At 68.4% G+C, this 26,457-nt stretch carries 36 protein-coding genes; 33 read left to right on the top strand and 3 right to left on the bottom strand.

The annotated features are described in order from the left end of the window. Positions 1-11 precede the first annotated feature (11 nt). From rpsS to truA, 26 genes are all read left to right on the top strand, one after another. Positions 12-293, top strand: coding sequence for a 30S ribosomal protein S19 (rpsS, locus tag OG293_RS13910; protein WP_142214205.1), 282 nt, complete (start codon positions 12-14; stop codon positions 291-293). Between the two features lie 40 nt (positions 294-333). Then, positions 334-681, top strand: coding sequence for a 50S ribosomal protein L22 (gene rplV, locus OG293_RS13905; RefSeq protein ID WP_004571827.1), 348 nt, complete (start codon positions 334-336; stop codon positions 679-681). Continuing rightward, on the top strand, positions 681-1,520 hold the full coding sequence (gene rpsC / locus OG293_RS13900) for a 30S ribosomal protein S3 (protein WP_405999112.1): 840 nt from the start codon (positions 681-683) through the stop codon (positions 1,518-1,520). Before rplV ends, rpsC begins: the two co-directional genes overlap by 1 nt. A gap of 5 nt (positions 1,521-1,525) precedes the next feature. Then, positions 1,526-1,945 carry a 50S ribosomal protein L16 gene (rplP, locus tag OG293_RS13895; RefSeq protein WP_017949658.1) on the top strand — a complete coding sequence of 140 codons (420 nt, stop codon included), beginning with the start codon at positions 1,526-1,528 and terminating at the stop codon, positions 1,943-1,945. Further along, positions 1,945-2,169 (top strand): 50S ribosomal protein L29, encoded by a 225-nt coding sequence (rpmC, locus tag OG293_RS13890; RefSeq protein WP_003974259.1) that lies wholly within the window; start codon positions 1,945-1,947, stop codon positions 2,167-2,169. The genes rplP and rpmC overlap by 1 nt, the downstream gene beginning before the upstream one ends. Continuing rightward, a complete protein-coding gene (gene rpsQ / locus OG293_RS13885; RefSeq protein ID WP_067283945.1) occupies positions 2,169-2,453 on the top strand; it encodes a 30S ribosomal protein S17 in 285 nt (94 codons plus the stop codon). The genes rpmC and rpsQ overlap by 1 nt, the downstream gene beginning before the upstream one ends. Before the next feature lie 107 nt (positions 2,454-2,560). Further along, positions 2,561-2,929: a 50S ribosomal protein L14 gene (rplN, locus tag OG293_RS13880; RefSeq protein ID WP_003956455.1), complete on the top strand. Its 369-nt coding sequence runs from the start codon at positions 2,561-2,563 to the stop codon at positions 2,927-2,929. Between the two features lie 2 nt (positions 2,930-2,931). Then, positions 2,932-3,255: a 50S ribosomal protein L24 gene (gene rplX / locus OG293_RS13875; protein ID WP_019888758.1), complete on the top strand. Its 324-nt coding sequence runs from the start codon at positions 2,932-2,934 to the stop codon at positions 3,253-3,255. After that, positions 3,255-3,812: a 50S ribosomal protein L5 gene (gene rplE / locus OG293_RS13870; RefSeq protein WP_018847497.1), complete on the top strand. Its 558-nt coding sequence runs from the start codon at positions 3,255-3,257 to the stop codon at positions 3,810-3,812. Before rplX ends, rplE begins: the two co-directional genes overlap by 1 nt. A gap of 3 nt (positions 3,813-3,815) precedes the next feature. Next, a complete protein-coding gene (locus OG293_RS13865) occupies positions 3,816-4,001 on the top strand; it encodes a type Z 30S ribosomal protein S14 (protein WP_003948630.1) in 186 nt (61 codons plus the stop codon). A 225-nt stretch (positions 4,002-4,226) separates the two neighbouring features. After that, positions 4,227-4,625 (top strand): 30S ribosomal protein S8, encoded by a 399-nt coding sequence (rpsH, locus tag OG293_RS13860; protein WP_005313538.1) that lies wholly within the window; start codon positions 4,227-4,229, stop codon positions 4,623-4,625. 20 nt (positions 4,626-4,645) lie between these two features. Then, a complete protein-coding gene (rplF, locus tag OG293_RS13855; protein ID WP_405999111.1) occupies positions 4,646-5,185 on the top strand; it encodes a 50S ribosomal protein L6 in 540 nt (179 codons plus the stop codon). A gap of 3 nt (positions 5,186-5,188) precedes the next feature. Beyond that, on the top strand, positions 5,189-5,572 hold the full coding sequence (rplR, locus tag OG293_RS13850) for a 50S ribosomal protein L18 (protein WP_142214198.1): 384 nt from the start codon (positions 5,189-5,191) through the stop codon (positions 5,570-5,572). A 46-nt stretch (positions 5,573-5,618) separates the two neighbouring features. Beyond that, the gene (gene rpsE / locus OG293_RS13845) at positions 5,619-6,227 is read left to right on the top strand and encodes a 30S ribosomal protein S5 (protein WP_005481208.1); all 609 of its coding nucleotides are present in this window, start codon (positions 5,619-5,621) and stop codon (positions 6,225-6,227) included. Beyond that, positions 6,227-6,409: a 50S ribosomal protein L30 gene (gene rpmD / locus OG293_RS13840; RefSeq protein ID WP_018550611.1), complete on the top strand. Its 183-nt coding sequence runs from the start codon at positions 6,227-6,229 to the stop codon at positions 6,407-6,409. Before rpsE ends, rpmD begins: the two co-directional genes overlap by 1 nt. 1 nt (position 6,410) lies before the next feature. Next, entirely contained in the window at positions 6,411-6,866 is a 456-nt protein-coding gene (gene rplO / locus OG293_RS13835; RefSeq protein WP_405999110.1) for a 50S ribosomal protein L15, read from the top strand. 251 nt (positions 6,867-7,117) lie between these two features. Further along, positions 7,118-8,437, top strand: coding sequence for a preprotein translocase subunit SecY (gene secY / locus OG293_RS13830; RefSeq protein ID WP_405999109.1), 1,320 nt, complete (start codon positions 7,118-7,120; stop codon positions 8,435-8,437). Continuing rightward, entirely contained in the window at positions 8,437-9,096 is a 660-nt protein-coding gene (locus OG293_RS13825) for an adenylate kinase (protein ID WP_405999108.1), read from the top strand. Before secY ends, OG293_RS13825 begins: the two co-directional genes overlap by 1 nt. A 106-nt stretch (positions 9,097-9,202) precedes the next feature. Beyond that, entirely contained in the window at positions 9,203-10,045 is an 843-nt protein-coding gene (gene map / locus OG293_RS13820; RefSeq protein ID WP_406003588.1) for a type I methionyl aminopeptidase, read from the top strand. A 140-nt stretch (positions 10,046-10,185) separates the two neighbouring features. Beyond that, entirely contained in the window at positions 10,186-10,407 is a 222-nt protein-coding gene (infA, locus tag OG293_RS13815) for a translation initiation factor IF-1 (protein ID WP_003956442.1), read from the top strand. Between the two features lie 58 nt (positions 10,408-10,465). Beyond that, entirely contained in the window at positions 10,466-10,579 is a 114-nt protein-coding gene (gene rpmJ, locus OG293_RS13810; RefSeq protein ID WP_003956441.1) for a 50S ribosomal protein L36, read from the top strand. Positions 10,580-10,773: 194 nt separating this feature from the next. Continuing rightward, on the top strand, positions 10,774-11,154 hold the full coding sequence (gene rpsM, locus OG293_RS13805) for a 30S ribosomal protein S13 (RefSeq protein WP_405999107.1): 381 nt from the start codon (positions 10,774-10,776) through the stop codon (positions 11,152-11,154). A 65-nt stretch (positions 11,155-11,219) separates the two neighbouring features. Continuing rightward, complete coding sequence (gene rpsK, locus OG293_RS13800) at positions 11,220-11,624, top strand: 30S ribosomal protein S11 (RefSeq protein ID WP_003956432.1); 405 nt, start codon at positions 11,220-11,222, stop codon at positions 11,622-11,624. Between the two features lie 115 nt (positions 11,625-11,739). Continuing rightward, positions 11,740-12,762: a DNA-directed RNA polymerase subunit alpha gene (locus OG293_RS13795; protein ID WP_003956430.1), complete on the top strand. Its 1,023-nt coding sequence runs from the start codon at positions 11,740-11,742 to the stop codon at positions 12,760-12,762. Between the two features lie 130 nt (positions 12,763-12,892). After that, a complete protein-coding gene (gene rplQ / locus OG293_RS13790; protein ID WP_405999106.1) occupies positions 12,893-13,381 on the top strand; it encodes a 50S ribosomal protein L17 in 489 nt (162 codons plus the stop codon). Positions 13,382-13,457: 76 nt separating this feature from the next. Further along, complete coding sequence (gene truA / locus OG293_RS13785) at positions 13,458-14,327, top strand: tRNA pseudouridine(38-40) synthase TruA (protein ID WP_405999105.1); 870 nt, start codon at positions 13,458-13,460, stop codon at positions 14,325-14,327. Here truA and OG293_RS13780 read toward each other — a convergent pair. Continuing rightward, complete coding sequence (locus OG293_RS13780; protein WP_405999104.1) at positions 14,298-15,305, bottom strand: hypothetical protein; 1,008 nt, start codon at positions 15,303-15,305, stop codon at positions 14,298-14,300. The two genes, truA and OG293_RS13780, sit on opposite strands and share 30 nt — an antisense overlap. Before the next feature lie 55 nt (positions 15,306-15,360). On the opposite strand from OG293_RS13780, the gene OG293_RS13775 reads away from it, so the two are divergent. The 4 genes from OG293_RS13775 (at position 15,361) to glmM (ending at position 19,971) form a co-directional block, all read left to right on the top strand. Further along, on the top strand, positions 15,361-16,983 hold the full coding sequence (locus OG293_RS13775) for an ABC-F family ATP-binding cassette domain-containing protein (RefSeq protein WP_405999103.1): 1,623 nt from the start codon (positions 15,361-15,363) through the stop codon (positions 16,981-16,983). Between the two features lie 464 nt (positions 16,984-17,447). Continuing rightward, the gene (gene rplM, locus OG293_RS13770) at positions 17,448-17,891 is read left to right on the top strand and encodes a 50S ribosomal protein L13 (RefSeq protein WP_266381617.1); all 444 of its coding nucleotides are present in this window, start codon (positions 17,448-17,450) and stop codon (positions 17,889-17,891) included. Positions 17,892-17,933: 42 nt separating this feature from the next. Continuing rightward, positions 17,934-18,470, top strand: a complete 537-nt coding sequence (rpsI, locus tag OG293_RS13765; protein ID WP_405999102.1) for a 30S ribosomal protein S9 — start codon at positions 17,934-17,936, stop codon at positions 18,468-18,470. 142 nt (positions 18,471-18,612) lie between these two features. Then, positions 18,613-19,971 (top strand): phosphoglucosamine mutase, encoded by a 1,359-nt coding sequence (glmM, locus tag OG293_RS13760; protein ID WP_405999101.1) that lies wholly within the window; start codon positions 18,613-18,615, stop codon positions 19,969-19,971. A 2-nt stretch (positions 19,972-19,973) separates the two neighbouring features. Here the strand turns inward: glmM and OG293_RS13755 are convergent, their stop codons facing one another. Together OG293_RS13755 and coaA are read right to left on the bottom strand one after the other, a co-directional pair. Further along, positions 19,974-20,948, bottom strand: coding sequence for a DUF389 domain-containing protein (locus tag OG293_RS13755; RefSeq protein WP_405999100.1), 975 nt, complete (start codon positions 20,946-20,948; stop codon positions 19,974-19,976). A 22-nt stretch (positions 20,949-20,970) separates the two neighbouring features. Beyond that, positions 20,971-21,966 carry a type I pantothenate kinase gene (gene coaA, locus OG293_RS13750; RefSeq protein WP_405999099.1) on the bottom strand — a complete coding sequence of 332 codons (996 nt, stop codon included), beginning with the start codon at positions 21,964-21,966 and terminating at the stop codon, positions 20,971-20,973. Between the two features lie 712 nt (positions 21,967-22,678). Between coaA and glmS the strand changes: the two genes are divergently transcribed. From glmS to OG293_RS13735, 3 genes are read left to right on the top strand one after another with little or no spacing between them, the layout of a single operon-like run. Next, the gene (glmS, locus tag OG293_RS13745; protein WP_405999098.1) at positions 22,679-24,526 is read left to right on the top strand and encodes a glutamine--fructose-6-phosphate transaminase (isomerizing); all 1,848 of its coding nucleotides are present in this window, start codon (positions 22,679-22,681) and stop codon (positions 24,524-24,526) included. Continuing rightward, on the top strand, positions 24,523-24,891 hold the full coding sequence (locus OG293_RS13740) for a holo-ACP synthase (RefSeq protein WP_405999097.1): 369 nt from the start codon (positions 24,523-24,525) through the stop codon (positions 24,889-24,891). The genes glmS and OG293_RS13740 overlap by 4 nt, the downstream gene beginning before the upstream one ends. 4 nt (positions 24,892-24,895) lie before the next feature. Continuing rightward, entirely contained in the window at positions 24,896-26,341 is a 1,446-nt protein-coding gene (locus tag OG293_RS13735) for an NAD(P)H-hydrate dehydratase (RefSeq protein ID WP_405999096.1), read from the top strand. The last annotated feature ends 116 nt before the right edge of the window (positions 26,342-26,457 follow it).

Here is a 26,457-nt window from a genome sequence, read left to right as displayed (position 1 = left end):
AGCGGGTTTAGATGCCGCGCAGTCTCAAGAAGGGGCCCTTCGTCGACGACCACCTGATCAAGAAGGTGGACGTACAGAACGAAGCAGGCACCAAGAACGTCATCAAGACCTGGTCCCGTCGCTCGATGATCATCCCGGCCATGCTCGGCCACACGATCGCGGTGCACAACGGCAAGACCCACGTCCCGGTGTTCGTCACCGAGTCGATGGTCGGCCACAAGCTCGGCGAGTTCTCGCCGACTCGCACCTTCCGCGGCCACGTCAAGGACGACCGGAAGTCGAAGCGCCGCTAACGCGGGGTGACTGACTATGACTTACACCGAAGGGACAACCATGGAAGCCAGGGCCCAGGCGCGGTACATCCGCGTCACGCCCATGAAGGCCCGCCGCGTGGTGGACCTCATCCGTGGCATGGATGCCACGGAGGCTCAGGCGGTCCTGCGTTTCGCCCCGCAGGCCGCGAGCGTGCCGGTCGGCAAGGTGCTGGACAGCGCCATTGCCAACGCCGCGCACAACTACGACCACACCGACGCCTCTTCGCTGGTTATCAGCGAGGCGTACGTGGACGAGGGCCCGACCCTGAAGCGGTTCCGTCCGCGTGCTCAGGGCCGTGCCTACCGGATCCGTAAGCGGACCAGCCACATCACCGTGGTCGTCAGCAGCAAGGAAGGAACCCGGTAATGGGCCAGAAGGTTAACCCGCATGGGTTCCGGCTCGGCATCACCACGGACTTCAAGTCCCGTTGGTACGCCGACAAGCTGTACAAGGACTACGTCAAGGAAGACGTCGCCATTCGTCGCATGATGACGAAGGGCATGGAGCGGGCCGGTATCTCGAAGGTTGAGATCGAGCGCACCCGCGACCGCGTCCGCGTTGACATCCACACCGCTCGTCCGGGCATCGTCATCGGCCGCCGCGGCGCCGAGGCGGACCGCATCCGCGGCGAGCTGGAGAAGCTGACCGGCAAGCAGGTCCAGCTGAACATCCTCGAGGTCAAGAACCCCGAGGTGGACGCTCAGCTGGTGGCCCAGGCCGTCGCCGAGCAGCTCTCCTCCCGCGTCTCCTTCCGTCGTGCGATGCGCAAGTCGATGCAGAGCTCGATGAAGGCCGGCGCCAAGGGCATCAAGATCCAGTGTGGTGGCCGTCTCGGCGGCGCCGAGATGTCCCGCTCGGAGTTCTACCGCGAGGGCCGCGTGCCCCTGCACACGCTCCGCGCGAACGTCGACTACGGCTTCTTCGAGGCCAAGACGACCTTCGGCCGTATCGGTGTGAAGGTCTGGATCTACAAGGGCGACGTCAAGAACATCGCCGAGGTCCGCGCCGAGAACGCCGCTGCCCGCGCCGGCAACCGTCCGGCCCGTGGCGGCGCTGACCGCCCGGCCGGCCGCGGTGGCCGTGGTGCCGAGCGTGGTGGCGGTCGCGGCCGCAAGCCGCAGCAGTCCGCGCCGGCAGCGGAGGCCCCCAAGGCCGACGCTCCCGCCGCCGCTGCTCCGGCTGAGAGCACCGGAACGGAGGCCTGACCGACATGCTGATCCCCCGTAGGGTCAAGCACCGCAAGCAGCACCACCCCAAGCGCAGCGGTATGTCCAAGGGTGGTACGCAGGTTGCGTTCGGCGAGTACGGCATTCAGGCCCTCACTCCGGCGTACGTGACCAACCGCCAGATCGAGGCGGCTCGTATCGCGATGACCCGCCACATCAAGCGTGGCGGCAAGGTCTGGATCAACATCTACCCGGACCGCCCGCTGACCAAGAAGCCCGCCGAGACCCGCATGGGTTCCGGTAAGGGTTCCCCTGAGTGGTGGGTCGCGAACGTCAAGCCCGGTCGGGTGATGTTCGAGCTGTCCTACCCGAACGAGAAGATTGCTCGTGAGGCGCTCACCCGCGCTGCTCACAAGCTTCCGATGAAGTGCCGCATCGTTCGGCGCGAGGCAGGTGAGGCGTGATGTCGGCCGGAACCAAGGCGTCCGAGCTGCGCGAGCTGGGCAACGAGGAGCTTCTCGCGAAGCTTCGCGAGGCCAAGGAAGAGCTGTTCAACCTCCGCTTCCAGGCGGCGACCGGTCAGCTCGAGAACCACGGCCGGCTGAAGGCCGTCCGCAAGGACATCGCGCGGATCTACACCCTGATGCGTGAGCGCGAGCTGGGCATCGAGACGGTGGAGAGTGCCTGATGAGCGAGAGCAACGTGACTGAAGAGAAGACCGCCCGCGGTTTCCGCAAGACCCGTGAGGGTCTGGTCGTCAGCGACAAGATGGACAAGACCGTCGTCGTCGCCGTTGAGGACCGTGTGAAGCACGCGCTGTACGGCAAGGTCATCCGCCGTACGAACAAGCTCAAGGCGCACGACGAGCAGAACGCTGCGGGCGTCGGCGACCGTGTCCTCCTCATGGAGACCCGGCCGCTGTCCGCGACGAAGCGCTGGCGCGTCGTCGAGATCCTCGAGAAGGCCAAGTAATTACTTGAGGGGGTAACCCTTCAAGTCGGTTCCGCCAGGCTCGGTGGGGGCTTCACCTCCCGTAGGGAAGCCCCCGCCGGGAACCGGCAGACAAACAGGAGATAGACGTGATCCAGCAGGAGTCGCGACTGCGTGTCGCCGACAACACTGGTGCCAAGGAGATCCTTTGCATCCGTGTTCTCGGTGGCTCCGGTCGCCGCTACGCGGGCATCGGTGACGTCATCGTTGCCACCGTCAAGGACGCGATCCCCGGTGGCAACGTGAAGAAGGGTGACGTCGTCAAGGCGGTCATCGTTCGCACCGTCAAGGAGCGCCGCCGCCAGGACGGCTCGTACATCCGCTTCGACGAGAACGCCGCTGTCATTCTGAAGAACGACGGCGACCCTCGCGGCACCCGTATCTTCGGCCCGGTGGGCCGTGAGCTGCGCGAGAAGAAGTTCATGAAGATCATCTCGCTCGCGCCGGAGGTGCTGTAAGCATGAAGATCAAGAAGGGCGACCTGGTTCAGGTCATCACCGGCAAGGACAAGGGCAAGCAGGGCAAGGTCATCGCGGCCTTCCCCCGTGAGGACCGCGTCCTGGTCGAGGGTGTCAACCGGGTCAAGAAGCACACCAAGGCCGGTCAGACCGCTCGCGGCTCGCAGACCGGTGGCATTGTGACGACCGAGGCCCCGATTCACGTGAGCAACGTTCAGCTCGTCGTGGAGAAGGACGGCAACAAGGTCGTCACGCGTGTCGGTTACCGCTTCGACGACGAGGGCAACAAGATCCGCGTTGCCAAGCGGACGGGTGAGGACATCTGATGGCTACCACCACCACTCCGCGTCTGAAGACGAAGTACCGCGAGGAGATCGCGGGCAAGCTGCGTGAGGAGTTCTCGTACGAGAACGTCATGCAGGTTCCCGGCCTCGTGAAGATCGTGGTCAACATGGGTGTGGGCGACGCCGCCCGCGACTCCAAGCTGATCGACGGCGCCATTCGCGACCTCACCACGATCACCGGCCAGAAGCCGGCCGTCACCAAGGCCCGTAAGTCCATCGCGCAGTTCAAGCTGCGTGAGGGCCAGCCGATCGGTGCCCACGTCACCCTTCGTGGCGACCGCATGTGGGAGTTCCTGGACCGCACCCTGTCGCTCGCGCTTCCGCGCATCCGCGACTTCCGTGGTCTGTCCCCCAAGCAGTTCGACGGCCGTGGCAACTACACCTTCGGTCTCACGGAGCAGGTCATGTTCCACGAGATCGACCAGGACAAGATCGACCGCGTCCGGGGTATGGACATCACCGTGGTCACCACGGCGACCAACGACGATGAGGGCCGCGCCCTCCTTCGTCACCTCGGCTTCCCGTTCAAGGAGGCGTGAGCCGTGGCGAAGAAGGCTCTCATTGCCAAGGCCGCCCGCAAGCCCAAGTTCGGCGTGCGTGGCTACACGCGCTGCCAGCGTTGCGGTCGTCCCCACTCCGTGTACCGCAAGTTCGGCCTGTGCCGCGTGTGCCTTCGTGAGATGGCTCACCGTGGCGAGCTGCCGGGCGTGACCAAGAGCTCCTGGTAATTCCCGTACGCCCCAAGGGCAGTACGAGCATTACCGGAGGCTCTCGGTAAGTATCTGGTCGGCGGGAGCCCACCTTCACATGCCGTAGGCTTGTGGGGTTGGGCGCCCGTCGCCCTGACCGACTTACTACGCCGTAGGTCCCCGCACCGCACCCGTCCCGCCACTGAGTGGGGAGAGGGATGGCGCATACAGGAAACCCCGGCGAGAGAGGCCGAAGGCCAATTCATGACCATGACTGATCCCATCGCAGACATGCTCACGCGTCTGCGTAACGCGAACTCGGCTTACCACGACTCCGTCGTGATGCCGCACAGCAAGATCAAGTCGCACATCGCGGAGATCCTCCAGCAGGAGGGCTTCATCACCGGCTGGAAGGTCGAGGACGCCGAAGTCGGCAAGAACCTCGTCCTGGAGCTGAAGTTCGGCCCGAACCGCGAGCGTTCGATCGCCGGCATCAAGCGCATCTCCAAGCCGGGTCTGCGCGTGTACGCGAAGTCCACCAACCTGCCGAAGGTTCTCGGCGGCCTGGGCGTGGCGATCATCTCCACGTCCCACGGTCTCCTGACCGGCCAGCAGGCGCAGAAGAAGGGCGTGGGTGGGGAAGTCCTCGCCTACGTCTGGTAGTCGGGAACGGAGGAATAGCAATGTCGCGAATCGGCAAGCTCCCCATCCAGGTTCCCGCCGGTGTGGACGTCACCATCGATGGCCGTACGGTCGACGTGAAGGGCCCCAAGGGTTCCCTCTCGCACACCGTCGCCGCTCCGATCGAGATCGTTAAGGGCGAGGACGGCGTTCTGAACGTCACCCGTCCCAACGACGAGCGTCAGAACAAGGCTCTGCACGGCCTGTCCCGCACGCTGGTGGCGAACATGATCACCGGCGTGACCCAGGGTTACGTCAAGGCGCTCGAGATCAGCGGTGTCGGTTACCGCGTTGCCGCGAAGGGCTCCAACCTGGAGTTCCAGCTCGGCTACAGCCACCCGATCCTGGTGGAGGCGCCCGAGGGCATCTCCTTCAAGGTCGAGTCGCCGACCAAGTTCTCGGTCGAGGGCATCGACAAGCAGAAGGTCGGCGAGGTCGCCGCGAACATCCGCAAGCTGCGCAAGCCCGACCCGTACAAGGCCAAGGGCGTCAAGTACGCGGGCGAGGTCATCCGCCGCAAGGTCGGAAAGGCGGGTAAGTAAGCCATGGCATACGGTGTAAAGATCGCCAAGGGTGACGCGTACAAGCGCGCCGCCATCAAGCGTCGCCACATCCGCGTCCGCAAGCACATCTCCGGTACGCCGGAGCGTCCGCGCCTGGTCGTGACGCGCTCCAACCGCAACATCGTTGCGCAGGTCATCGACGACATCGCGGGCCACACGCTCGCGTCGGCGTCGACCCTGGACACCTCGATCCGTGGCGGCGAGGGCGACAAGAGCGCCCAGGCCAAGCAGGTCGGCGCGCTTGTCGCCGAGCGTGCGAAGGCCGCGGGCGTCGAGGCTGTCGTGTTCGACCGTGGTGGCAACAGGTACGCCGGGCGCATTGCCGCTCTGGCTGACGCCGCCCGCGAAGCCGGGCTGAAGTTCTGAGCCCCGGTTCCGGGACTAACGGACGTAACAGAGAGAGGTAAATCCAATGGCTGGACCCCAGCGCCGCGGAAGCGGTGCCGGTGGCGGCGAGCGGCGGGACCGGAAGGGTCGCGACGGTGGCGCCGCTGCCGCCGAGAAGACCGCGTACGTTGAGCGCGTTGTCGCGATCAACCGCGTCGCCAAGGTTGTCAAGGGTGGTCGTCGCTTCAGCTTCACCGCGCTCGTCGTGGTCGGAGACGGTGACGGCACCGTAGGTGTCGGTTACGGCAAGGCCAAGGAGGTGCCGGCCGCCATCGCCAAGGGTGTTGAGGAGGCCAAGAAGCACTTCTTCAAGGTCCCCCGTATCCAGGGCACCATCCCGCACCCGATCACGGGCGAGAAGGCCGCGGGCGTCGTCCTGCTGAAGCCTGCTTCCCCCGGTACCGGTGTTATCGCCGGTGGCCCGGTGCGCGCCGTGCTCGAGTGCGCCGGCGTTCACGACATCCTGTCGAAGTCGCTCGGCTCGTCCAACGCGATCAACATCGTGCACGCGACCGTCGCGGCCCTCAAGGGCCTGCAGCGTCCCGAGGAGATCGCGGCTCGCCGTGGTCTGCCCCTCGAGGACGTCGCCCCGGCGGCTCTGCTTCGTGCGCGTGCGGGAGCGGGTGCTGCGTAATGGCCCGCCTCAAGATCACGCAGACGAAGTCGTACATCGGCAGCAAGCAGAACCACCGCGACACCCTGCGTTCGCTCGGGCTCAAGCGCCTGCACGACGTGGTTGTCAAGGAGGACCGTCCCGAGTTCCGCGGCATGGTGCACACCGTCCGCCACCTCGTGACGGTTGAGGAGGTCGACTGACATGGCGGAGAACAACCCGCTGAAGGTCCACAACCTCCGGCCCGCCCCGGGAGCCAAGACCGCCAAGACCCGTGTGGGTCGTGGTGAGGCGTCCAAGGGTAAGACCGCAGGTCGTGGTACCAAGGGCACGAAGGCCCGCTACCAGGTTCCGGAGCGCTTCGAGGGTGGGCAGATGCCCCTCCACATGCGTCTCCCGAAGCTCAAGGGCTTCAAGAACCCGTTCCGCACCGAGTACCAGGTCGTGAACCTGGACAAGCTGGCCGCGCTCTACCCGCAGGGTGGCGAGGTCACTGTGGCCGATCTGGTCGACAAGGGTGCTGTGCGCAAGAACAGCCTCGTCAAGGTCCTGGGCCAGGGCGAGATCTCCGTGGCGCTGCAGGTGACGGTTGACGCCGTCTCCGGCTCCGCCAAGGAGAAGATTGCCGCTGCCGGCGGCACCGTCACCGAGCTCGTCTGAGACGAGTCAGTGGCTGAAAGCTGAAAATCGACCGGGGATGCCTCTCATATGGGGCATCCCCGGTTGGTCGTTCCTAGGGGGGCACATCCGCCGGTAAGGTGGCGTGCACTGTTGCTGTGAACTAAGAGGGTTCTGCCCTCTTGACCGCTCGGCCCGATCCATCAGGACCGTGCGGATTTGCCTGATACGTATTCGTCGATCCTCAATACCGTCACCTCTGACGCAGTAGCGCGGGGGTCGCAGGAGGCACCGTGCTCACCGCGTTCGCCCGGGCGTTCAAGACGCCCGACCTGCGCAAGAAGCTGCTCTTCACGCTCGCCATCATCGTGCTGTACCGGCTGGGGTCACATATCCCCGTGCCCGGTGTCAGCTACCAGAACGTACAGATCTGTGTCGATGCGGCCCAGAAGGGCAACAACGGCCTGTTCGGCCTGGTGAACATGTTCAGCGGTGGGGCGCTGCTGCAGATCACCATCTTTGCGCTGGGCATCATGCCGTACATCACGGCGAGCATCATCCTGCAGCTGCTGACCGTGGTCATCCCACGCCTGGAGGCCCTCAAGAAGGAGGGCCAGTCAGGCACGGCGAAGATCACCCAGTACACCCGGTACCTGACCGTCGCCCTCGCCGTGCTCCAGGGCACCGGCCTGGTGGCGACGGCCCGCAGCGGTGCGCTGTTCAGCGGCTGCACGGTCGGAGACCAGATCGTCCCGGACCGCTCGATCTTCACCACCATCGTCATGGTGGTCACCATGACCGCGGGAACCGCGGCCGTCATGTGGCTCGGTGAGCTCATCACCGACCGCGGTATCGGCAACGGCATGTCGATCCTGATGTTCATCTCGATCGCCGCCGGCTTCCCCGGCGCCCTGTGGGCCATCAAGCAGAGCGGCAAGCTCGCCAAGGGCTGGATCGAGTTCGGCACGGTCATCCTGATCGGCTTCGTGATGGTGGCCCTCGTCGTCTTCGTCGAGCAGGCTCAGCGCCGTATCCCGGTGCAGTACGCGAAGCGCATGATCGGACGCAGGTCGTACGGCGGTACGTCCACGTACATCCCGCTGAAGGTGAACCAGGCGGGTGTGATTCCCGTCATCTTCGCCTCGTCGCTGCTCTACATCCCGGCGCTGGTCGCGCAGTTCTCCAGCTCCCAGGCGGGCTGGAAAACCTGGATCGAACAACACTTCGTCAAGGGTGACCACCCCTACTACATCGCCACGTACTTCCTCCTGATCGTGTTCTTCGCCTTCTTCTACGTGGCGATCTCGTTCAACCCCGAGGAAGTCGCTGACAACATGAAGAAGTATGGTGGCTTCATCCCGGGTATCCGGGCAGGTCGGCCTACTGCCGAGTACCTGAGCTACGTGCTCAACAGGATCACTTGGCCGGGCTCGCTGTACCTGGGTCTGATCGCTCTTGTCCCGACGATGGCGTTGGCGGGCTTCGGAGGCGCGAACCAGAACTTCCCGTTCGGCGGGACGAGCATCCTGATCATTGTGGGTGTGGGTCTGGAGACCGTGAAGCAGATCGAGAGCCAGCTCCAGCAGCGCAATTACGAAGGGTTCCTCCGCTGATGCGAATCGTCCTCGTCGGGCCGCCCGGTGCAGGCAAGGGAACGCAGGCCGCGTACCTCGCCAGGAACCTGTCGATCCCGCACATCTCGACGGGCGACCTCTTCCGCGCCAACATCAGCCAGGGCACGGAGCTCGGACTCCAGGCCAAGGCGTACATGGATGCCGGCGAGCTCGTTCCCGACGAGATCACCATCGCCATGGCCAAGGACCGGATGGAGAAGCCGGACGCCGAGCACGGCTTCCTGCTGGACGGCTTCCCGCGCAATGTCTCGCAGGCCGAGGCGCTGGACGAGATGCTCAAGTCCGAGGGCATGACGCTGGACGCGGTGCTCGACCTCGAGGTCCCCGAGGAAGAGGTCGTCAAGCGGATCGCCGGTCGCCGGATCTGCCGCAACGACTCCAGCCACGTCTTCCACGTGACGTACTCCGCGCCGAAGACCGAGGGTGTCTGCGACGCCTGCGGCGGCGAGCTGTACCAGCGTGACGACGACACCGAGGAGACGGTGCGCAAGCGGCTGGAGGTCTACCACACGCAGACCGAGCCGATCATCGACTACTACAAGGCGCAGGGGCTGGTCGTCACCATCTCCGCGCTGGGCAAGGTCATCGAGGTGACCCAGCGCGCGATGGAGGCGCTGAAGAAGGCCCGCGAGAACTGAGCGGTACCCCGTAGTACCTCCTGTACGGCCGCGGTGTCCGATGGGCGCCGCGGCCGTACTGTTGAGCAAGAACCAGAGCGGACGCGCAGAGGCGGAAGGCAAGGCCATGGTGCAGATCAAGACCCCGGAGCAGATCGCGAAGATGCGCGAGGCGGGGCTGGTCGTCGCCGCGATCCACGCGGCGACTCGGGAAGCGGCCGTGCCCGGAGCCACCACCAGGGATCTGGACGAGGTCGCACGCAAGGTCATCGCCGATCACGGAGTGAAGTCGAACTTCCTCGGGTACGGCGGCTTTCCCGCCACCATCTGCACCTCGGTCAACGAGGTGGTCGTGCACGGCATCCCGGACGAGAAGACCGTCCTCAAGGACGGCGACATCCTCTCGGTCGACGCGGGCGCGATCGTCGACGGCTGGCACGGCGACGCCGCGTACACCGCCTTCGTGGGCAGCGGCCACGCGCCGGAGCTGATCGAACTCTCCCGGGTCACCGAGGGGTCGATGTGGGCCGGCATCGCCGCGATGAAGAGCGGCAACCGGCTGGTCGACGTCTCGCGCGCGATCGAGACGTACATCCGCCGCCAGCCGAAGCCGGGCGGCGGCCGGTACGGGATCATCGAGGACTTCGGCGGCCACGGCATCGGCACCGAGATGCACATGGACCCGCATCTGCTGAACTACGTCGCGCGCAAGCGCGGCAAGGGCCCGAAGCTGGTCCCGGGCTTCTGTCTGGCGATCGAGCCGATGGTCTCGCTGGGCACCCCGCGCACCGAGGTGCTCCAGGACGACTGGACGGTCATCACCACGGACGGGACCTGGTCCTCGCACTGGGAGCACTCCGTCGCCCTGACGGAGGAAGGCCCGCTGGTGCTCACGGCACCCGACTGCGGCAGGGCCAAGCTGGCGGAGTTGGGTGTCACGGCGGCGCCCGACCCGCTGGCCTCCGCTTAAGGATCTCCGCGAGTGGGCAGACTTGCCGGATTCGTCTTTTCGGATGGCCTGACGTAGACTGATGCGTCGGCTCTCGTGTACCCGTGTGTCTGCATGCGGCGGCGAGAGTCGATCAAGGTAGCCGATTCGAAGGGCGAAGCGTGGCCAAGAAGCAAGGTGCCATCGAAATTGAGGGCACCGTGATCGAGTCCCTCCCGAACGCCATGTTCAAGGTGGAACTCCAGAACGGTCACAAAGTCCTCGCGCACATCTCCGGCAAGATGCGTATGCACTACATCCGCATCCTCCCGGACGACCGGGTCGTCGTGGAACTCTCTCCGTACGACCTGACGCGCGGACGGATCGTCTACCGGTACAAGTAGATCTTGTCGTCACCCCTCGCGTGGGGTGCCGGCACTGACCCGGAGAACCTCACATCCCATGAAGGTCAAGCCGAGCGTCAAGAAGATCTGCGACAAGTGCAAGGTGATCCGCCGTCACGGCCGGGTCATGGTCATCTGCGACAACCTGCGCCACAAGCAGCGCCAGGGCTGACGCACGACCTGCATTCGCAGTTCTTCGCGCGACGTATCAAGCAAAGTACATACGCAGAATCCGCCCAACCCCTTCGTGGGTCGGCGGCACCTCCGGCGGGGGCCGGGGACCCGGACGTACCACTGTCTCGCTTGAGACGGTCGGCGGTCGGGAGTGGTTCTGCGGAAGACCCCCGAACACACAGGAGCCATTGAATGGCACGCGTTTCCGGTGTCGACATCCCGCGCGAAAAGCGTGTGGAGATCGCACTCACCTACGTCTTCGGTATCGGGCGTACGCGGTCGAAGGAGATCCTCTCCTCGACCGGCGTGAACCCGAACACCCGCGTTCGTGACCTCCCCGAAGAGGACCTGGTCAAGATCCGCGAGTACGTGGACGCCAACCTTCGCACCGAGGGTGACCTCCGCCGTGAGGTCCAGGCCGACATCCGTCGCAAGATCGAGATCGGTTGCTACCAGGGTCTGCGTCACCGTCGTGGCCTGCCGGTCCACGGTCAGCGCACCAGCACGAACGCCCGCACCCGCAAGGGCCCGCGTCGCGCGATCGCCGGTAAGAAGAAGCCGGGCAAGAAGTAGTCCTCAGCCGGACGCTCATCAGCGGTCTTCGCTGTAGGACCGACCACCTCCCGTAGGAGTTATAGATGCCCCCCAAGGGTCGTCAGGGCGCTGCCAAGAAGGTGCGCCGCAAGGAAAAGAAGAACGTCGCTCACGGTCACGCGCACATCAAGAGCACGTTCAACAACACGATCGTCTCGATCACGGACCCCTCGGGCAACGTGATCTCCTGGGCCTCCGCCGGCCACGTCGGCTTCAAGGGCTCGCGCAAGTCCACCCCCTTCGCCGCGCAGATGGCCGCCGAGTCGGCCGCCCGCCGCGCGCAGGAGCACGGCATGCGCAAGGTCGACGTCTTCGTCAAGGGTCCCGGCTCCGGCCGTGAGACCGCGATCCGCTCCCTCCAGGCCACCGGCCTCGAGGTCGGCTCGATCCAGGACGTCACCCCCACCCCGCACAACGGCTGCCGCCCCCCGAAGCGTCGCCGCGTCTGATTTCTGTCCCCGCGAGGGGACGGCTGACGGGCGGTACGGCGCGTCTGCGCCGTACCGCCCGTACCCTTGTTCCGTTGGCATCAAATAGTGGGTGCCAAGACTGGAGGCATTTCTCATGCTTATCGCTCAGCGTCCTTCGCTGACCGAAGAGGTCGTCGACGAGTACCGCTCGCGGTTCGTCATCGAGCCCCTGGAGCCGGGCTTCGGCTACACGCTCGGCAACTCTCTTCGCCGTACGCTCCTCTCCTCGATCCCGGGCGCCGCTGTCACCAGCATCCGGATCGACGGTGTCCTGCACGAGTTCACCACCGTGCCGGGCGTCAAGGAGGACGTCACCGACCTCATCCTGAACATCAAGCAGCTGGTCGTCTCCTCGGAGCACGACGAGCCGGTCGTGATGTACCTGCGCAAGCAGGGTCCCGGCCTGGTCACCGCTGCTGACATCGCCCCGCCGGCCGGCGTCGAGGTCCACAACCCGGACCTCGTTCTCGCGACGCTGAACGGCAAGGGCAAGCTGGAGATGGAGCTGACCGTCGAGCGCGGTCGCGGCTACGTCTCCGCCGTGCAGAACAAGCAGGTGGGCCAGGAGATCGGCCGTATTCCGGTCGACTCCATCTACTCGCCGGTGCTCAAGGTCACGTACAAGGTCGAGGCGACCCGTGTCGAGCAGCGCACCGACTTCGACAAGCTGATCGTCGACGTCGAGACCAAGCAGGCCATGCGTCCCCGTGACGCCATGGCGTCGGCCGGCAAGACCCTGGTCGAGCTGTTCGGTCTGGCGCGTGAGCTCAACATCGACGCCGAGGGCATCGACATGGGTCCGTCCCCGACGGACGCCGCGCTCGCTGCCGACCTGGCGCTGCCGATCGAGGAGCTCGAGCTCACCGTTCGTTCGTACAACTGCCTGAAGCGCGAGGGCATCCACTCCGTGGGTGAGCTCGTCGCCCGCTCCGAGGCCGACCTGCTCGACATCCGCAACTTCGGTGCGAAGTCGATCGACGAGGTCAAGGCGAAGCTGGCCGGCATGGGCCTGGCCCTCAAGGACAGCCCGCCCGGATTCGACCCGACCGCCGCTGCCGACGCCTTCGGCGCCGACGACGACGCGGACGCCGGTTTCGTCGAGACCGAGCAGTACTGATCGGGACCCGTCCGGCGGTGGAGTCCTCCATCGCCGGGCGGGCTTGATCTCGACTTCCGGCGGGCAGTCGCCCGTCGGTAACTGACACCGGTACCTGATACGGCCGGTGCAGATCACAAGGAGAAACACCATGCCGCGTCCCACCAAGGGAGCCCGTTTCGGCGGCAGCGCCGCGCACGAGCGTCTGCTTCTCGCGAACCTCGCGAAGTCGCTGTTCGAGCACGGCCGCATCACCACGACCGAGGCCAAGGCCCGCCGCCTGCGTCCGGTCGCCGAGCGCCTGATCACCAAGGCGAAGAAGGGCGACATCCACAACCGTCGCCTGGTGCTGCAGACGATCACGGACAAGGGTGTCGTGCACACCCTCTTCACCGAGATCGCCCCGCGCTACGCCGAGCGCCCGGGTGGCTACACCCGTATCACCAAGATCGGCAACCGTCGTGGCGACAACGCCCCGATGGCTGTGATCGAGCTGGTCGAGGGTGAGATCGCCAAGAAGGCGACCGTCGCCGAGGCCGAGGCCGCCGCCAAGCGCGCGGTCAAGGAGTCGGAGACCAAGGCCGCCGAGGCCGAGGTCGTCGAGGACGCCAAGCCGGCCGACGAGGCCAAGGACGCCTGAGCGTTCTGACCCGGCTGTGCGAGCGGGCCCGTTCCCCCTGGGGAGCGGGCCCGTTCCGCTTTGAGAGGATCGATACGTGAGTGACGAGGTGGAGCCCGGACACGTCCGGGTGCGGCTGGACCTTTCCTACGACGGCAGGGATTTCTCCGGGTGGGCCAAGCAGGCCCACGGGCAGCGGACCGTCCAGGGGGAGATCGAGGACGCGCTGCGGACGGTGACGCGGTCCTCGCGGACGTACGAGCTGACCGTGGCCGGGCGGACCGACGCGGGGGTGCACGCGCGCGGCCAGGTCGCGCATGTCGATCTGCCCCGGAGCGTCTGGGCCGAGCACCGGGAGAAGCTGCTGAAGCGGCTTGCCGGACGGCTCTCGCGCGATGTGCGGATCTGGAAGGCCGAAGAGGCTCCCGCGGGCTTCAACGCCCGCTTCTCGGCGATCTGGCGGCGCTACGCCTACCGGGTGACCGACGCTCCGGGGGGCGTCGACCCGCTGTTGCGCGGTCATGTGCTGTGGCACGACTGGCCGTTGGACGTGGCGGCGATGAACGCGGCGGCGGCCGGCCTGGTCGGGGAGCACGACTTCGCCGCGTACTGCAAGAAGCGCGAGGGCGCGACGACCATCCGTACGCTTCAGCGGCTCTCGTGGGAGCGCGACGCGTCGGGAATCATCACCGCGACCGTGCGGGCGGACGCCTTCTGCCACAACATGGTGCGCTCGCTGGTCGGCGCGCTGCTGTTCGTGGGGGACGGGCACCGGCCGGTGGAGTGGCCCGCGAAGGTGCTCGCCGCGGGCGTTCGGGACTCGGCCGTTCACGTGGTGCGGCCGCACGGCCTCACGCTGGAGGAAGTCGGCTATCCCGCCGAGGAGTTGCTGGCCGCCCGGAACCGGGAGGCCCGCAACAAGCGGTCGCTGCCCGGGTCAGGCGGCGGGGGCGGTGGCTGCTGCTGAGGCCTGGGCCTCGCCGCGGCGCACGATCTGACGGAAGGTGAACTCCGCCAGGTCGTCGCCCGTCTGGAAGGCCGGGGTGTCGCCCTTGGTGACGGACTTGGCCGTGGTGTATCCGGTGGCGGTGAAGTAGGCGTAGCGGCCGTAGGAGTTGGCCGTGAAGCGGCAGACCGGGCCGCCCTTGCAGAACGTGGGGACGCCGGCGCCGGCGAGCGGGGCGACATTGCCCGATGCCTGCCGGGCGGCGCTCTTCGCTTCCGCCTCGGTGCCGAAGACGGCGACGCCGACGGTGACCGCGATGCCGTCCTTGGCGTAGGTGGCGCGGAAGACCTGGTCGCAGCCGTTCTTCTCGACTACGGAGCCGAGGGCGCCCTGGGTCGCCGAGGAGCAGGAGCCGGTGCGGGCGGTGGCGCCCTTGGCGTAGACGCGGTCGCCCATCGTCAGTTTCCTGCCGGGGAAGAGGGTTTCGGCGCTGAGCGGCGCCGTGTCCTTCTTCTCGTCGGAGATGAAGTCCTTCGGGTTCGGCGGGGGCAGCGGCGCGACCGAGGAGAACGACGGCTCGGGCCGTGTGGTGTCGCTGGGCAGTTCGGGGGCCGCGGGGAGCCGGCTCGTGTTCGCGCCCGAAGCCCGGTCGCCCTCGTCGCTGTTGGAGGAGACGATCGCGCCCGCCACGATGCCGGCGATCGTGACGGAGGCGAGCGTCCCGCCGCCTATCAGCAGCCAGCGCCTGCGGCGGGTGCGGGCGGCGGAGGCGTCGGCGAGTGCCGCCCAGTCAGGCGTGGTCTCCGCCGCTGCCGCCCTGGCCCGCAGCCCGAACGGGTCGGATGGGGCCGGGTCGTACGGGTCCTGACTCTGCGCCCGGAAAGGCTCCTGGCTCGGCTCCCGCAACGAGCCCTGCCATCCGTAGGGATCCTGCCCTCCGAACGGATTCTGGTTCTGTCCACCGGAACCCCACTGAGGTCCCCCCTGCCCAAAGCTCATGCCGCGCATCCTAAACCTGTTGGGCGAGGGTGGCGTCGGCGGCGAGAATCGGAACATGGGACATCTTGAGGCGGCGCATCTGGAGTACTACCTACCGGACGGGCGGGTGCTCCTCGGTGACGCCTCGTTCCGGGTGGGCGAAGGCGCGGTGGTCGCCCTGGTGGGGGCGAACGGCGCGGGCAAGACGACCCTGCTGCGTCTGATGGCGGGGGAACTGCAGCCGCACGGCGGGACCGTGTCCTCCAGCGGCGGGCTCGGCGTGATGCGGCAGTTCGTCGGATCGGTGCGGGACGAGCGGACCGTACGGGATCTGCTGGTGTCGGTGGCGCAGCCGCGCATCAGGGAGGCGGCCGCCGCGGTGGACGCGGCCGAGCGGCTGATCATGACGGTCGACGACGAAGCCGCGCAGATGGCGTACGCGCAGGCGCTCAGCGACTGGGCGGAGGCGCGCGGATACGAGGCCGAGACCGTCTGGGACATGTGCACGATGGCCGCGCTGGGCGTCGCGTACGAGAAGGCGCAGTGGCGCGAGGTGCGGACGCTGAGCGGCGGTGAGCAGAAGCGGCTGGTCCTTGAGGCGCTGCTGCGCGGGCCCGACGAGGTGCTGATGCTGGACGAGCCGGACAACTATCTGGATGTGCCCGGCAAGCGCTGGCTGGAGGAGCGGCTGAAGGAGACCCGCAAGACGGTGCTCTTCGTCTCCCACGACCGGGAGCTGCTGTCCCGGGCCGCGGAGAAGATCGTCGCCGTGGAGCCGGGGCCCGCGGGGTCGGACGTCTGGGTGCACGGCGGCGGCTTCGGGACCTTCCACGAGGCGCGGCGGGAGCGGTTCGCGCGCTTCGAGGAGCTGAAGCGGCGCTGGGACGAGGAGCACGCCCGGCTGAGGGCGCTGGTGCTGCGGCTGCGGCAGCAGGCGGCGATCAGCCCGGACATGGCGTCGAGGTACCGGGCGATGCAGACCCGCTTCAAGAAGTTCGAGGAGGCGGGTCCGCCGGCGGAGCCGCCGCGGGAGCAGGAGATCCGGATGCGGCTGCGCGGCGGGCGTACCGGCGTGCGGGCGGTGACCTGCAAGGGGCTTGAGCTCACCGGCCTGATGAAGCCCTTCGACCTGGAGGTCTTCTACGGGGAGCGGGTCGCGGTCCTCGGGTCGAACGGATCCGGGAAGTCCCACTTCCTGCGGCTGCTGGCGGGGGACGCGTCGGTGGCACACAAGGGCGAGTGGAAGCTCGGGGCGCGGGTGGTGCCCGGCCACTTCGCGCAGACGCATGCGCACCCGGAGCTGCTGGGCCGGACGCTGGTCGACATTCTGTGGACGGAGCACGCGAAGGACCGGGGCGGCGCGATGAGCGTGCTGCGGCGGTACGAGCTGGAGCGGCAGGGCGACCAGGCCTTCGAGAAGCTCTCCGGCGGGCAGCAGGCGCGCTTCCAGATCCTGCTCCTGGAGCTGGCCGGCACGACCGCGCTGCTGCTGGACGAGCCGACGGACAACCTGGACCTGGAGTCGGCCGAGGCGCTTCAGGACGGGCTGGAGGCGTACGAGGGGACGGTACTGGCGGTGACCCACGACCGCTGGTTCGCCCGCTCCTTCGACCGCTATCTGGTCTTCGGGTCGGACGGGGTCGTCCGTGAGGCTCCGGAGCCGGTGTGGGACGAGCGAAGGGTGAAGCGGGAGCGGTAGCGCGCGGGGCGGGCCTTCGGCCGCGTGCGGGTCTGCCCGGCACCCGCCGGGGACCCGCCCGGAGCCTGCCGGGGACCCGCCCGGAGCCTGCCGGGCGGGTCCTCGTTGGCGGGCCGGTTGCCGGGCGCGAGGTGGCCGCGGATCATGGAGTTCGGGGGCCGCGGGGGCGCGGTTCCCGGCCAGGACCGCGGGCGCCCCCCAACCGGTGCCCGTCGGCTGTTTTGACCCACCCGGGGGACCACGGGTATTCTTCTGGTTCGTTATGCGTATTGGCTTGCTCTATCTCACGTGAGGGGCCCTTACGCCGGTCCACCGGGCCGATGACCAGCGGCAGGCACTCGGGTTGCGTCCCCGATGTGCGGCCAAGGCTGTCGTGATCGTCCGGGTGGCCTTGTCAGGACCTGTTCCTCTGAGCCTCGCGGCCCGGGGGATACCCACTCACTGAAGAAGCGAAGGCTACGACCGTGCGTACGTACAGCCCCAAGCCCGGCGATGTCACGCGCCAGTGGCACATCATCGACGCGCAGGACATTGTCCTGGGCCGTCTGGCGACTACGGCAGCGAACCTCCTCCGGGGCAAGCACAAGCCGATTTACGCCCCCCACATGGACATGGGCGACTTCGTCATCATCATCAACGCCGAGAAGGTTCACCTCTCCGGCAACAAGAAGACCCAGAAGATGGCGTACCGCCACTCCGGGTACCCGGGTGGTCTGCGCTCCGTCCGCTACGACGAGCTGCTTGCGAAGAGCCCGGAGAAGGCTGTGGAGAAGGCCATCAAGGGCATGATCCCCAAGAACACCCTGGGTCGTCAGATGCTCTCGAAGCTGAAGATCTACGCGGGCGAGAACCACCCGCACGCTGCTCAGCAGCCGGTCCCGTTCGAGATCACCCAGGTCGCGCAGTAGTACCGGCCACCCCCTAAGAACGAAAGAAATCTGAGGAGAATCGTGGCCGAGACCACTGTTGAGACCGCCGTCGAGGGCACCGAGGGCACCGAGGGCGAAGAGACCTTCGCCGAGGTGACCACCTTCGAGTCGGACGCCCCCGTCGAGGGCGAGTACACCTCCGAGTCGATGGCGTCCCGCTTCGGCGACCCCCAGCCGGCTGCCGGCCTGGGCCGTCGCAAGAACGCCATCGCCCGCGTCCGGATCGTTCCGGGCACCGGCAAGTGGAAGATCAACGGTCGCACCCTTGAGGAGTACTTCCCCAACAAGGTGCACCAGCAGGAAGTCAACGAGCCCTTCAAGGTGCTCGAGCTCGACAACCGCTACGACGTCATCGCCCGCATCTCGGGTGGCGGCGTCTCCGGCCAGGCCGGCGCCCTGCGCCTCGGTGTGGCCCGCGCGCTGAACGAGGCGGACGCGGACAACAACCGCCCGGCGCTCAAGAAGGCCGGCTTCCTCTCCCGCGACGACCGTGCGGTCGAGCGCAAGAAGGCCGGTCTCAAGAAGGCCCGTAAGGCCCCGCAGTACAGCAAGCGCTAAATCGCACGCTGGCCTGTACGGCTTTTCGTTCGCCCCGGCGGCACTCCGTGCTGCCGGGGCGTTCGTCTTTGACCACCTCGGGCGTATAACGGTCCATACCGCTTTGAGGCTTGGATTTTCGGAGCATTTTCGGAGGACAGCTGTGGGACGACTCTTCGGCACGGACGGCGTGCGCGGTGTCGCCAATGCGGATCTGACGGCGGAGCTCGCGCTCGGCCTGTCGGTCGCTGCGGCGCATGTGCTCGCCGAGGCGGGGACCTTTGAGGGACATCGGCCGACCGCCGTGGTCGGGCGTGATCCGCGTGCGTCGGGAGAGTTTCTGGAGGCCGCCGTCGTGGCGGGCCTCGCCAGCGCGGGCGTCGACGTCCTGCGCGTCGGTGTGCTGCCCACCCCCGCGGTGGCGTATCTCACCGGCTCCCTGGGTGCCGACCTCGGCGTGATGCTCTCGGCGAGCCACAACGCCATGCCGGACAACGGCATCAAGTTCTTCGCGCGCGGCGGCCACAAGCTCGCCGACGAGCTCGAGGACCGTATCGAGACGGTCTACGAGCAGCACCGCACCGGTGAGCCGTGGGAGCGGCCGACCGGCGCCGGCGTCGGCCGGGTCTCCGACTACGACGAGGGCTTCGACAAGTACGTCGCCCATCTGATCGCCGTGCTGCCCAACCGCCTCGACGGCCTGAAGGTCGTCCTCGACGAGGCGCACGGTGCCGCCGCCCGCGTCTCGCCCGAGGCGTTCGCGCGCGCCGGTGCCGAGGTCGTCACGATCGGCGCCGAGCCCGACGGGCTCAACATCAACGACGGCTGCGGCTCCACCCACCTGGACCTGCTCAAGGCGGCCGTCGTCGAGCACGGCGCGGACTTCGGTATCGCGCACGACGGCGACGCCGACCGCTGCCTGGCCGTCGACGGCTCGGGCGCGGAGGTCGACGGCGACCAGATCCTCGCCGTGCTGGCGCTCGCCATGCGCGAGGCCGGGACCCTGCGCGGGAACACCGTCGTCGCCACCGTCATGTCCAACCTCGGCTTCAAGCTGGCGATGGAGCGTGAGGGCGTCGAGCTGGTGCAGACCGCGGTCGGCGACCGGTACGTCCTGGAGTCGATGAAGGCCGAGGGGTACGCGCTGGGCGGTGAGCAGTCCGGGCACGTCATCGTGCTCGACCACGCCACCACCGGCGACGGCACGCTCACCGGCCTCATGCTGGCTGCCCGGGTGGTCGCGACCGGCCGTTCGCTGGCCGAGCTGGCCGCGATCATGGACCGGCTGCCGCAGGTCCTCATCAATGTGCCGGACGTCGACAAGTCCCGTGTGAACACCTCCGCGGAGCTGGCGAACGCAGTCGCCGAGGCGGAGCGCGAGCTGGGTGCGACCGGTCGCGTCCTGCTGCGTCCCTCGGGCACCGAGCCGCTCGTACGGGTCATGGTCGAGGCGGCCGACATCGAACAGGCGCGTTCGGTGGCCGGGCGGCTCGCCGACTCGGTCAAGTCGGCGCTGGGCTGATCTCAGGCGCGGGAGGGGCCGGTCGATCCGGCCCTTCCCGCCTTGACGTCCCTGCGCCGGCGTTGCTGCCACCACAGGAACTTCTGAATCAGCAGGGTCAGCGTGCCCGCCACCACGATGCCCAGGAGATTCAGCAGCAGTTGCTCAGTTGAGCCCCACGCCTGCTTGTACTCCTGGAAGCTGAAGGCCACCGCCGCGTTGGCCGCCGCCGGGACCGTCGTGACCGAGATCGCCACGCCCACCAGGGCGCCCGACTTCGCCGAGGTCAGCGAGAGCATGCCCGCAGCGCCCGCGAGCACCGCGACCACGAACGAGAACCAGTCGGGGCGGTAGATGAAGTTGGTGTTGGGGCGGTCCGCCTCCAGCTGCGCCGCATGGAAGAGGCCCACGCCCTCCATGAAGTAGCTGAAGCCGACCGTCATCACCATGGCCGCGGCGAAGCCCACGATCAGCGCGAGGAACGAACGCAGCGCGAGGCGGGGAGCCCGCTGCACCAGCGCGGTGCAGCAGCCCGCCAGCGGGCCGAACTCCGGGCCGACCGCCATGGCGCCCACGATCAGGATCGCGTTGTCGAGGACCACACCGCAGGCCGCGATCATCGTCGCCAGCGTCAGGAACGCGATGTAGGTGACGCTGAGCGTCGACTCCTCGTGGGTGGCCCCCCTCAGATGCTCCCAGAGCACCGCGTCCGCGCCCTCGCCCGGGGCCTCCGCCTCCGCCTTGTCGGCGCGCCGGGACAGCGACAGATCGATGTCCTCGACGGCGATCGAGCCGGACTCGTCGATGCCGAGCGCCCGCAGTCCGCCGATCAGCTCGTCGCCCGCCTCGCGGGCGACGTCGACCATCACCAGATCGCCCTCGGGGTTGCGGGCGGCGCCGGGGACGACCGCGAGATGGGCCGTGCCGATGGTCGACTCGATCAGGCGGACCACCTCGGCCGTCCGGCCGGCCGGAGTGATCAGACGCAGGTGCAGCACGCCGGCGGCTCCCTCGGAGGTATCAGAGCTTGCGCAGGGACAGTCGCTGGACCTTGTGGTCGGGGCCCTTGCGCAGCACCAGCGTGGCGCGGCCACGCGTCGGAGCCACATTCTCCAGCAGATTGGGCTTGTTGATGGTGCGCCACATCGTACGGGCGTAGTCCAGGGCCTCCGCCTCGGAGACCTGGGTGTACTTCCTGAAGTACGAGAAGGGGTTCTGGAAGGCCGTGTCGCGCAGTTTGCGGAAGCGGTTGAGGTACCACTGCTCGATGTCCTCGGGGCGCGCGTCGACGTACACGCTGAAGTCGAAGTAGTCGGCGAGGCCGACCCGGGTCCGGCCGTCCTGCCCGGGCAGGGCCGGCTGGAGGACGTTGAGGCCCTCGACGATCAGGATGTCCGGCCTGCGGACGGTGAGCCGCTCGTCCGGCACGATGTCGTAGATCAGGTGGGAGTAGACGGGGGCGGTGACCTCGTCCTTGCCCGCCTTGATGTCGGCGACGAATCGGGTCAGGGCGCGGCGGTCGTAGGACTCGGGGAAACCCTTCCGCGACGTCAGGCCGCGGGCCGTGAGCTCCTTCATCGGGAGCAGGAAGCCGTCGGTGGTGACGAGCTCGACCCGCGGGTGCTCGGGCCAGCGCGCGAGCAGGGCCTGGAGCAGTCGGGCGACGGTGGACTTGCCGACCGCTACGGACCCCGCGACCCCTATGACGAACGGGGTGCCGCGCTGCTCTCCGTGGCCGTTTCCCGCGTCGCCCAGAAAGGTGTTGAGGGCGCCCCGCAGACCGGCCGTGGCCTGAACGTAGAGATTGAGCAGCCGGGACAGCGGGAGATAGACGTCCCGTACCTCGTCCAGGTCGATGACATCGCCCAGACCGCGCAGCCGCTCGACCTCCTCGGCGGTGAGGGGGAGCGGAGTTTTCTCGCGCAGGGCGCTCCACTCCGCGCGGGTGAGGTCGACGTACGGCGTCGACGCAGGCTCTGCCCGGCGGTGGGCGCTTCGTGGCGGCGAAGAGATCACCTCCACATTGTCGGGGCTCGGAGGGATCAGTGGGGGGTGGGGTCGGTCACGTGGGGGCGGGAGACCGGGACCACGGCACCGGGGAGGGGGACAGCCCCTCACGCGTGTCAGTGTCATGCCATACGCTGCATCGCATCGGCCGCGCACCACGCGCCGTCACCGCCGTCTTCGCGGGCGACGCCCGCTACGCGGCCAAGAGGGTGGCGTCGACCGCGTACGCCAAGGTGAACGTCTCCACCTCCGTCGCCAAGCACTACCGGACGGGAAAGATCGGCTCCACCGCGTACCACTACTTCCGCAAGAACACCGAGCCGGTCTTCACCACGACGATGAGCTACTACCAGGGCCGCAAGCAGTGGTTCCAGCTCCAGGTGTACGTCCAGGGCACGTGGTACGACACGGGCTCCGAGTACTTCGCCCTGGGCACCAATGGGAAGTCCGTCGTCCGTCGTCCGCCTTGCGGCGCCGCGCAGAGCCGGCATCCGTGCCCGGATGCGCTCGTCGTACGTCGACCGCTCCTCCGGCGACAACGTGAACTACACGACTCACGGGGCCTGGAAGTACCTCTACTTCACGAACTGGCCCCGTACTTCACGAACGAGACCCGGCGGGCCCTTCCCGGGCACGGGGGCGGCCCTCGCGCGCATGTGTGGGGGCCACTCCCGCCGACGACATGTCCCATGAATCCGGTGCGCCGCCGTAGGCTGCCGACATGTGCGGAATCGTGGGGTACGTCGGCGGACAGTCGGCGCTTGATGTGGTCATCGCGGGCCTCAAGCGGCTCGAATACCGGGGCTACGACTCGGCCGGTGTGGCGGTGCTCGCCGACGGCGGGCTCGCCGCGGCGAAGAAGGCGGGCAAGCTCGTCAATCTGGAGAAGGAGCTGGTGGACCGGCCGCTGCCGAGCGGCTCCACCGGCATCGGGCACACCCGGTGGGCCACGCACGGCGGCCCGACCGACGCCAACGCCCATCCCCATCTGGACAACGCGGGACGCGTCGCCGTCGTACACAACGGGATCATCGAGAACTTCGCGGCGCTCCGGGCCGACCTGGAGTCCCGCGGGCATGTGCTGGCGTCGGAGACCGACACGGAGGTCGTGGCGCATCTGCTCGCCGAGTCCTTCTCCTCGTGCGGGGACCTGGCGGAGTCGATGCGCCAGGTGTGCCTGCAGCTGGAAGGCGCCTTCACGCTGGTCGCCGTGCACGCCGACGAGCCGGACGTGGTGGTCGGCGCGCGCCGCAACTCCCCGCTCGTGGTCGGAATCGGCGAGGGCGAGGCCTTTCTCGCCTCCGACGTCGCCGCCTTCATCGCGCACACCCGCTCGGCCATCGAACTCGGGCAGGACCAGGTGGTGGAGCTGCGCCGGGACGGCGTGAACGTCACCGACTTCGCGGGGGCACCCGCGGAGGTGAACGCGTACCACGTGGACTGGGACGCGTCGGCCGCCGAGAAGGGCGGTTACGACTACTTCATGCTCAAGGAGATCGCCGAGCAGCCCAAGGCGGTCGCGGACACCCTGCTGGGCAGGATCGACGCCGCCGGGTCGCTCACGCTGGACGAGGTACGGATCCCCGCCTCGGTGCTCAGGGAGGTCGACAAGGTCGTCATCGTGGCGTGCGGAACGGCCTATCACGCGGGAATGATCGCGAAGCTGGCGATCGAGCACTGGACGCGCATTCCCTGTGAGACCGAGCTGGCGAGCGAGTTCCGCTACCGGGACCCGATCCTGGACCAGCGGACGCTGGTGATCGCGATCTCGCAGTCCGGCGAGACGATGGACACCCTGATGGCGCTCCGGCACGCGCGCGAGCAGGGCGCGAAGGTGCTGGCCATCTGCAACACCAACGGCTCGACGATTCCCCGCGAGTCGGACGCGGTCCTCTACACGCACGCCGGCCCAGAGGTCGCGGTCGCGTCCACGAAGGCGTTTCTGACCCAGCTGGTGGCCTGCTACCTGGTGGCCCTGTACCTGGGGCAGGTGCGCGGCACGAAGTGGGGCGACGAGATCCAGGCCGTCGTCCGGGACCTCGCCCACATCTCCGGCGAGGTGGAGCGGGTGCTGGCCACGATGGAGCCGGTACGGGAGCTGGCGCGCTCCCTCGCGGACAAGAACACGGTGCTGTTCCTGGGCCGCCACGTGGGCTATCCGGTGGCCCTGGAGGGCGCGCTGAAGCTCAAGGAACTGGCGTACATGCACGCGGAGGGCTTCGCGGCCGGTGAGCTCAAGCACGGGCCGATCGCGCTGATCGAGGAGGATCTGCCCGTGGTGGTCGTGGTGCCGTCGCCGCGCGGGCGCTCGGTGCTGCACGACAAGATCGTCTCCAACATCCAGGAGATCCGGGCGCGCGGCGCCCGGACGATCGTCATCGCGGAGGAGGGGGACGAGTCGGTCGTGCCGTACGCGGACCACCTGGTCCGGATCCCGGCCACGCCCACGCTGCTCCAGCCGCTGGTGTCGACCGTGCCGTTGCAGGTCTTCGCCTGCGAGCTGGCGACGGCCCGCGGCAACGAGGTCGACCAGCCGCGCAACCTCGCCAAGTCGGTCACCGTCGAATGATCATCGGCGTGGGGATCGACGTGGCGGAGATCGACCGGTTCGAAGCATCCATGCGGCGTACGCCGCGGCTGGCCCAACGGGTCTTCCTGGAGCGGGAATTGCTGCTGCCCAGCGGCGAGCAGCGCGGATACGCCTCGCTGGCGGCACGGTTCGCAGCCAAGGAGGCGGTCGCCAAGGCGCTCGGCGCTCCCTCCGGGCTGCACTGGACGGACGCCGAGGTGTACGTCGAGGACAGCGGACAGCCCCGGCTCCGGGTGCGCGGCACGGTGGCGGCACGGGCGGCCGAGCTCGGTGTGCGCTCGTGGCATGTGTCGCTCAGCCATGACGCGGGGGTGGCGTCGGCGGTGGTGATCGCGGAGGGTTGACCGTATGCGTACCGCTTACAGCGTGGAGACCGTACGGGCCGCCGAGGCCGAGCTGATGGCACGCCTGCCCGAGGGCGCGCTGATGCAGCGCGCGGCCGCGGGACTCGCCGCGGCCTGCGCCGGGCTGCTGGGCCGGGTGTACGGAGCGAGGGTCGTCCTGCTCGTCGGGAGCGGCGACAACGGCGGCGACGCGCTGTACGCGGGCGCACGCCTCGCGCGGCGCGGGGCCTCGGTCGCGGTCGTGCCGCTGGGCTCCAGCACCCACGAGGGCGGCCTCGCGGCGGTGCTCGGCGCGGGCGGGCGGATCGCGGACGATCCCTTCGAGGTGCTGGCCGTGGCGGATCTGGTGCTGGACGGCATCACCGGTATCGGCGGACGCGGTGGACTGCGGCCCGACGCGGTGCCCGTGGCCCGGGCGGCGCGCGGGTCCGACGCCGTCATCGTCGCCGTCGACCTGCCGAGCGGGGCCGAGGCGGACAGCGGCGAGGTGCGGGGCGAGGCGCTGCACGCGGACGCGACGGTGACGTTCGGGACGTACAAGCCGGGGCTGTTGATCGATCCGGCGCGGGAGTACGCGGGGACTCTGCGGCTCGTCGGCATCGGCCTCGAGGACCATCTGCCGTCCGTGCCCGATGTGGAGGCACTCCAACACGCGGATGTCGCCGGGCTGTTGCCGGCGCCCGCCGCGGAGAGCGACAAGTACCGGCGGGGAGTCGTCGGCGTGGTAGCCGGGTCCGCCCGCTACCCGGGCGCGGCGGTGCTCGCGGTCGCGGGCGCGCTGCGCGGCGGTGCCGGGGCAGTGCGGTATGTCGGCCCCGGCGCGGAAGCGGTGATCGCGAGGTTCCCCGAAGCGCTGGTCCACACCGGGCCGCCATCGAAGGCCGGACGGGTGCAGTCGTGGGTCGTCGGCCCGGGGCTCGGCGACGGGACCGGCGCGGCGGACGCCGTACGGGACGTCCTGGACTCCGATGTGCCGGTCCTGGTCGACGCGGACGGGCTGCGCCTGCTGGACGCGGCGGCGGTACGGGAGCGCGGCGCGCCGACGCTGCTGACCCCGCACGCGGGGGAGGCCGCGGCGCTGCTGGGGGTGGCCCGCGAGCAGGTGGAGGCCGCGCGGCTCGCCTCCGTACGGGAACTGGCCGCACGCTTCGGAGCCACGGTGCTGCTCAAGGGCTCGACCACGCTCGTCGCCGCGCCCGACGGCGGCCGGTCCCCGGTCCGGGTGAACCCGATGGGCACGCCGTGGCTGGCGACGGCGGGAAGCGGGGACGTGCTCTCCGGCCTGGCCGGCTCGCTCCTGGCCGTGGGCCTGGACGCGCGGGACGCGGGCTCGGTCGCGGCGTATCTGCACGGGCTGGCGGCGAGGCGGGTGGCGTCGCGGGGGACGCCCATCACGTCGTACGAGGTGGCGCAGGCGCTGGCCGGGGCGTGGCACGACGTCCAGGGGTGAGGAGGGCGGGCCGCGGCACCGGACGGCGCGGCCCTTCCGACGGCGCTGCCCCCGACCGCGGCGGGGCTCGAAAGGACCGGCCGGGCAAGTCCAGCCGGGCCGGCGATCGAGGACAC

Source organism: Streptomyces sp. NBC_00829 (assembly GCF_045161795.1).
Classification (GTDB): Bacteria; Actinomycetota; Actinomycetes; order Streptomycetales; family Streptomycetaceae; genus Streptomyces.
This window is presented reverse-complemented; position numbering and strand designations above follow the sequence as displayed.